This window comes from Brotaphodocola sp., assembly GCF_050873365.1.
In the GTDB taxonomy this organism is placed as follows: domain Bacteria; phylum Bacillota; class Clostridia; order Lachnospirales; family Lachnospiraceae; genus Brotaphodocola.
In genome coordinates, this window is record NZ_JBNMIQ010000053.1 from 1 (window position 1) to 7,211 (window position 7,211).

The following is a 7,211-nucleotide window of genomic DNA, read 5'->3' on the forward strand; positions in this document are numbered from 1 at the left end:
AGTCGACGCTCGCGGAGACTTGGCGCGTGATTTTGGTCAGCTCTGCTGACATCTTCTTATCAAAATCACTGCGCATCCACGCGGAGCGTATAACTCAGAAGGGGATTGTCTCCCCTCCTGAGAAAGTTTGTGATACCCCCTCCTCTATAGGTGGGGGACATCCACTCTGAGTTATATGAAATCTATTAAATACGAAATCTATCAAGTATGAAATGCATTAAGTGTGAAATGTATTAAGTACGAAATGTATTATGAAACGTACTAAGTTAAGTATGAAATCTATCAAAGATGTCAAATGTATGATTATACTCATTGGGAGGACTTTTCTGTATGATTACACATAAAAAAACATGGAAATGCATCCGGCGATCTGCCTGTGCATTCACAATCCTTTCTGTCGCTCTTCTTGGCTCTGCCTGCAAGCGTCAACAGGAGGTCATTGATCTCTCCGGCGCCCGCTCAGTTCCCGCTGAGACGGTTCAGTCAGCCTCAGCCCCGGAAAGCGTAGATTCTGCGGACAGCCTGACGCTCGACACTGCGGAAACGACTGCGGACGCTTCTTCCTCCACCAAAAAGGGAATCCATGTGATGATGGAGACTTACATGAATAACAAGGTCTTCATCCAATATCCGGTGATTCAGGACTTAAACGATGATGACCGTACCGCCTCTGCGAATGAACTATTAAAAAATAATGCTCTCTCCATTCTCGGCGGATGGGGAATCAATGAGGCAAAGGATACGCTCGAGCTGACCTGCAAGGTCGTCTCTGCTGACCAGAGCCGACTCACCGTGATCTATCGCGGATACTGCTATCCAAGTCAGGCATCGTATCCCACAAATCTGTTTCTCACAAACACTGTTGATCTGACCGAGATCTCTGATGTTCGCCTGAGTGATTATGCAGATCCGGTTCAGCTTGCAGACTATGTGACATCCGATGAGGTTGTGCTCTCCGGTGTCAATGAGGCGGATCAGCCGGCTGTTCTTGAGTTTCTCAAAAATACTGACCATGAACAGAACGTAGCCCTGCTTGCAAATGCAGACTTCGGCGGAACGAATGGGTTCCCGGGATGTTTCAGTTATGAGTCAAACGGAGAGATCTATATCATGCTTCCTGTCACCCATGAGCTGGGGGACTATGTGACAGTAGTCTACACCCCGGAAGATAAATAAATAGGAAGATAACTAAGAAGATAACCAGGAAGATAAATAGGAAGATCGATTAAGAAGATATATTTAAAAAGATAAATTAAAGGCTCTTATAAAAGACGCTTTCAAAACCTTGGCATGGCTCTTGATCTTTGTCCTTAAATCTGATAAAATTTGGTTAGTTTTACAATACCGTATCGAGAAAGGAACTTTGATTTATGGAAAATGTTACTGTTTTTGATCATCCGCTGATTCAGCACAAGATTTCAATTCTGAGAAATAAGAACACCGGAACCAACGAATTCCGCTCCCTGATCGAGGAGATTGCAATGTTGATGGGCTACGAGGCTCTGCGCGATCTTCCGCTTGAGGATGTTGAGGTTGAGACCCCGATCGAGACCTGCATGACCCCGATGATCGCCGGCAAGAAGCTCGCTATCGTTCCGATCCTGCGCGCAGGACTTGGTATGGTCAACGGTATTCTCGCCCTCGTTCCGAGTGCAAAAGTTGGTCATATCGGACTGTACCGTGACGAGGAGACTCATGAGCCTCACGAGTACTACTGCAAACTTCCGGATCCGATCGAACAGCGTACCATCGTTGTGACCGATCCGATGCTTGCTACCGGCGGTTCTGGCGTTGAGGCTGTCAACTTCATCAAACAGCACGGCGGAAAGAACATCAAGTTCATGTCGATCATCGCTGCTCCGGAAGGACTCAAGCGTCTCCATGAGGCTCATCCGGATATCCAGATCTATGTTGGACATCTTGATCGTTGCCTGAATGAGAATGCTTACATCTGCCCGGGTCTTGGAGATGCAGGCGACAGAATCTTCGGCACGAAGTAAGGTGCACGGTATAGAGCACAAATAATAAAATAATTGAGACTTCTCTGTTTCTCTGTTATAAGTACTTTTTATAAATACTTTTTTACAGAGTGTCTCCAACAAGTAAGGTCAGGAAAACTCGCTCTCGCTCCGAGTGCAAACGTAACGGTGCATAAGAACGTAAAAAACACGTTCTAAGCACCGACGTTTCACACGGGTTTTCCTGACCTTCTTGTTTCCGACACCTACACAATAAATACGTCGCCCAAACATAGAAACTTGCTATCGTTTAAGTTAATGCCTGCGGAGACCTCGTGTATTCTAGTCAACTCTGATGACTTCTTCCAAGCAAATTCTAATCAAATCTTCTACACATTTTCACAGAGTATATCATTTAACCAATACATACTGGTGCGTTTTTAATCATTGTGTTTTTCTGCAATCTCACCCTGTCTCTTGTAGATGGAATTTGCATTCACACCACCGCGAACGCTAGAGAGCGGGTAGATGTTGCTGTTCTTTCCGATCACAGTACCCGGATTCAGAACAGAGCCACAGCCGACCTCAACATGATCTCCGATCATTGCGCCGACTTTCTTGCGTCCGGTCTCGATCTCCTCATCCTCTGCGTGGATCTTGACAAGCTCCTTGTCAGACTTTACATTTGAGGTAATCGAACCTGCGCCCATGTGGGACTTGTATCCAAGAATCGAATCTCCCACATAGTTGTAATGCGGGACCTGTACGTTATCAAACAGGATTGAATTCTTTAACTCTGAGGAGTTTCCGACAACGCTGTTTGCGCCGATCAGAACTTTTCCGCGGATGAACGCACAGTGACGAATCTCTGCTCCCGGTCCGATTACAACCGGTCCCATAATTCCTGCGGTCGGGGCAACCTTTGCGGTGCGGTGAATCCAGACACCCGGAACCGGATTGTCATACTCTTCCTCGGAGAGCGTCTTTCCAAGGTTCTCCACGAACTCTCCGATATGCTCAAGTGCCTGCCACGGATACTCAAACTGCTCAAGCAGGGATTTTGCCATCGTATGCTCAAGTGTATAGAGTTCTGCCGTCTTCATTTCTTCTTTCTTCATGATCTTCTTTACTCCTTTTCTTCTTTCTTTTTGCTTTTTGCAGTGCCACCGGTGCGACCTGTACCGTCACGATCTGCACGGCTCTTCGCCTTCTGATCTTTCTGATAAATCGCGCCGACTGCCTCAAAGTTTCCGCGCAACTGCCAGCTATTTTGAAGTTGCAGGACGCCGTAGGTTCTTCCGGCGACAAAACGCGCCAGCTTTTCCATGTATTCGTCTGACGTGATTGTCCCCTCTGCAACGTAGGTCAATCCCTTTTCCCAGCTCGCTGTCAACTCCGGATTTAAGAGCTGACGGATCGATGCGTGGACAACCTCGAAGACCAGTTCCCCGAGAAGCGTCGGTGTGATGATCTGCGTCTTTCCATTCAGGGCAAGGTACTCGATGTTCACAAGTTTTTTCAGAATCTCTGCGCGGGTCGCACTCGTTCCGATTCCGCTTCCACGGATCTGAGCGCGAAGCTCCTCATCCTCGATCAGCTGTCCGGCATTTTCCATTGCAAGAATCATCGATCCAGACGAATACCGCTTTGGCGGGGAAGTCTCGCCCTCCCGGATCGCAAGTCCCTTGACCGGGAACTGCATTCCTTTTTTGAGGGATGCAAGCATTGCGACAAATGCCGGATTTTCCATATCCTTCTGGTTGACCTCAGACTCGTCCCCGCTTCCGGATCCCTCCTGAGAAGCCGTCTCTCTGGAACTTCCATCGTCGGTGCGTTTCTTCATCCGCGACACATCTGCGACATTCAAGTATCCCGCTTCCGTGAGCACCTTGAAATTCGCAAAAAAATGCTCTGCCCCGATCACAAGCTCCAGCGCATATTTCTGATAAACCGCAGGCGGATAAAAGACGCTCAAGAAACGTCTCGCAATCACCTCATACACCTTCATCGCAAGCGGAGAGAGACTGCGAATCGCACCGAATCCCTGTCCTGTCGGGACAATCGCATAGTGGTCGGTGATCTGTTTGTCGTTGACATAGCGTGTCTTTGCAATCGACTTGTAGTTTCCCGCATCAAGCACCTGAGACGCAAACTCTTTGACTGGCGCAAAATTGCGAAGTCCACCGATGTTTCGGTGAATCTCCTTTGCAACTGCCGTCGAGAGCACTCGCGCATCCGTTCTCGGGTAGGTGACGAGCTTTTTCTCATAAAGCTCCTGCACAATCTTGAGCGTCTCATCCGGGCTGATCTTAAACATCTTGGAACAGTCATTCTGAAGCTCCGCAAGGTTGTAGAGAAGCGGGGGATTCTTCGTCTCCTTCTTCTTCTCGATCTTGACAAGACGAGCCTGGATTCCCGTTCCGTTTTCTCTGCCATCTGACGGCGCCGGATCTCCCTGTGCCTGAATATGCAGATCTGCGGAATCAGTGGCTGGTGCCCCCTGAAGCAAGTGAATCAGCTCCTCGGCGTGACGGCGTTCCTTAAATCCATTTTCCTTGTAGAGATATGGAGACTGGAAATACTTTGATCCCTCGACCGCGCGCCATTCTGCGTCAAATTCCATCCCCTGACTCGAAAATCTGCCGACCACGCGGTAGAACGGAGTCTTCACAAACTCGCGAATCTCACGCTCCCGTCGCACAACCATTCCAAGGACACAGGTCATCACTCGCCCCACCGAGAGAACGGTTCGATTCGTCCTCAGATACGAGGAAATCCCCGGACCGTACTTGAGTGTCAGAAGACGAGAAAAATTGATTCCCATCAGATAATCTTCCTTTGCGCGCAAATAGGCGGAGGAGGCGAGATTGTCATACTCTGACCAGTCTTTTGCCTCGCGGATTCCTCGAAGAATCTCCTCCTCCGTCTGCGAGTCGATCCAGACACGTTTTCTCTTCTTTTCCTTGCTGACTCCCGCCATCTGATCCACAAGCCGGTAAATATACTCTCCCTCACGTCCGGAGTCGGTACAAATATAAATCGTCTCGACATCCGGACGATTCAAAAGCCCGGAGACTATCTGAAACTGCTTTGCAACACCGCCGATGACCTCATACTTGAAGTCTTTCGGCAAAAACGGCAGAGTTTCCAGACTCCAACGCTTAAATTTCGGATCATAGGCTTCCGGATAACTCATCGTCACCAGATGTCCGACACACCAGGTCACAATCGCCGTATCCGACTCGATATAGCCATCTGCCCGCCTTCCCGAGATCTTGAGTGCCGTTGCAAACTGCTGTGCCACACTCGGTTTCTCAGCTATGTATAATGATTTTCCCATTCACTCTGAGTTCCTCTCTATCACCAATCCATCTTCGTCCGTATCCATTCATTTCTTATCGTATCATTCGAATTCCATTGATCGGATTGATTTATTATTCTATATATTTTACTTGATCTGATCTGCAATCTCGTCTTTTAATGCTGTCCAGGCATCCTCATGCTCCACATAATACTTCGGACAATTCTTTCCGCTGACATCATAGTGGCGGATCACGTCAGACGCCTTCAAATCCAACGAACTACACAGCCACGAGACCAGTTTGACAAGTGATTCCTGCGTCTCCTGCGTAAATTTTCCAGAATCATCCGGGTGACAGCACTCAATCGAGATCGTATCCTCATTTCTTGGATAATTCGCATATGCCACTTCCTGAACCGGCACACAGCACAGAATCTCCCCGTCAAGTCCGATGATAAAATGACTGCTCACCGACCTGCGCTCTGACTCCGGCGCGTCTGCCATCCCGGCAAAATAATTTCGGTTTTCCTGTGCCGTCGTCCCAGGATTTGCGACATAATGCACCACAATGTTTTTGACCTTCGTGCGCTCTGTCCCCGGTCTCGAATACGGATTGACCGGAAGATAGGCTTCCTGGCACCAATCCGGCAGAGACAGTGCTTGCAGGTTCTCCCGCTTTCTCGCTCTTAAGAGCGCACTCGTCATAAAGAGAATCGCCACTGCCAAAAGGACAAAAAGTGCCAGCCGTTCCACTGCTACTTTTATTCGCCGGCGTCGTCTCTGTCTTCGTCTTCTCTCTAGCTGTCTTTGACGCATCCTTTTTCCGCTTTCTTCTGACACCTTTATTCCTCTTTAAGCATACGCTTACACTTACTGTTTTATCTATAATTTACTAAGACCAATCTTCTGATATGCCAATGTCGTTGCAAGATCTGCATGACCGAGCATCGTCTGTACCGCCTGCACGTTCGCTCCACTGCTGAGCAGATGAACAGCAAACGAATGGCGCAGAGTATGTGGCGTAATATCCGCCTCAATTCCTGCCTGCTCTCCATATCCCTTGACGATCTTCCAGAAGCCCTGTCGCGACATCTGAACCCCACTGCAATTCACAAAGAAATACTCGGATGACTTGCCATCTAAAAGTTTCTCCCTCGCCTGCTCAAGATAAGCGCGCAGTGCCTGGTTCGCCTTGCGCCCAAACGGAATAATGCGCTCCCGCACTCCATCCCGGCAGACGACAAAACCGACCTGCATATTGACATCCTCCATGCAAAGCCCAATCAGTTCAGACACCCGGATTCCGGTCGCATAGAGGAGTTCCAGCATTGCCCGGTCTCGAATCGTCTTCGGCGTACTTCCGTCCGGCTGGCTTAAAAACCGAGTTACCTCCTCCACAGAAAGAACGACAGGCGGTTTCTTCTCGATCTTCGGCGCTTTGACAAACTCCGCCGGGTCCTGAGAAATCTTTCTATTTGAAAATTCATAGTGAAAAAATGCCTTAATCGATGCCAGCATACGCGAGATCGTAGCCGTCGCCTTCCCCTGCTGTTCCAGATAAAGGATATAGGAATTCAAACTCGTCTTCGTCACCTTTTCGAGATCAAAAATTCCCTCTTTCTCCAGATACTCTTGCATCTGGCGCAAATCCCGGCGATAAGACACAATGGTATTTTGAGATGCTCCCTTCACATTTTCCAGATAGACGGAAAATTCTTCCAGCTCCGCATGAATGTTCATAAATTTTTTCCCTCTGTCTCACAAAATTCCCAGTACTTACTTGACTCTCTGCAAAATTTTTTTGACTGTGATTTTCAAGTCGACGCTCGCGGAGACTTGGCGCGTGATTTTGGTCAGCTCTGCTGACATCTTCTTATCAAAATCACTGCGCTTCTCCGTTCCACTGCGGTCGGTGCATAACAAGCGCCACTGGCGCTTTGCACCCTCGCGGA

At 48.6% G+C, this 7,211-nt stretch carries 6 protein-coding genes; 2 read left to right on the forward strand and 4 right to left on the reverse strand.

Annotated features, from left to right (window positions below; genetic code table 11):
• The first annotated feature begins 330 nt into the window (after positions 1–330).
• On the forward strand, positions 331–1,176 hold the full coding sequence (locus ACR0QT_RS14225) for a hypothetical protein (protein ID WP_432631355.1): 846 nt from the start codon (positions 331–333) through the stop codon (positions 1,174–1,176).
• Positions 1,177–1,370: 194 nt separating this feature from the next.
• Positions 1,371–2,000, forward strand: a complete 630-nt coding sequence (gene upp / locus ACR0QT_RS14230) for a uracil phosphoribosyltransferase (protein WP_432631356.1) — start codon at positions 1,371–1,373, stop codon at positions 1,998–2,000.
• Positions 2,001–2,398: 398 nt separating this feature from the next.
• On the opposite strand, the gene ACR0QT_RS14235 is transcribed toward upp, so the two are convergent.
• The 4 genes from ACR0QT_RS14235 to ACR0QT_RS14250 form a co-directional block, all read right to left on the reverse strand.
• Positions 2,399–3,076 carry a UDP-N-acetylglucosamine pyrophosphorylase gene (locus tag ACR0QT_RS14235; protein WP_432631357.1) on the reverse strand — a complete coding sequence of 226 codons (678 nt, stop codon included), beginning with the start codon at positions 3,074–3,076 and terminating at the stop codon, positions 2,399–2,401.
• A gap of 8 nt (positions 3,077–3,084) precedes the next feature.
• Entirely contained in the window at positions 3,085–5,298 is a 2,214-nt protein-coding gene (locus tag ACR0QT_RS14240) for a DNA topoisomerase (protein WP_432631358.1), read from the reverse strand.
• 108 nt (positions 5,299–5,406) lie between these two features.
• Positions 5,407–6,099, reverse strand: a complete 693-nt coding sequence (locus ACR0QT_RS14245; RefSeq protein ID WP_432631359.1) for a peptidoglycan recognition protein family protein — start codon at positions 6,097–6,099, stop codon at positions 5,407–5,409.
• 42 nt (positions 6,100–6,141) lie between these two features.
• On the reverse strand, positions 6,142–6,993 hold the full coding sequence (locus tag ACR0QT_RS14250) for a site-specific tyrosine recombinase (RefSeq protein ID WP_432631360.1): 852 nt from the start codon (positions 6,991–6,993) through the stop codon (positions 6,142–6,144).
• Positions 6,994–7,211 lie beyond the last annotated feature (218 nt).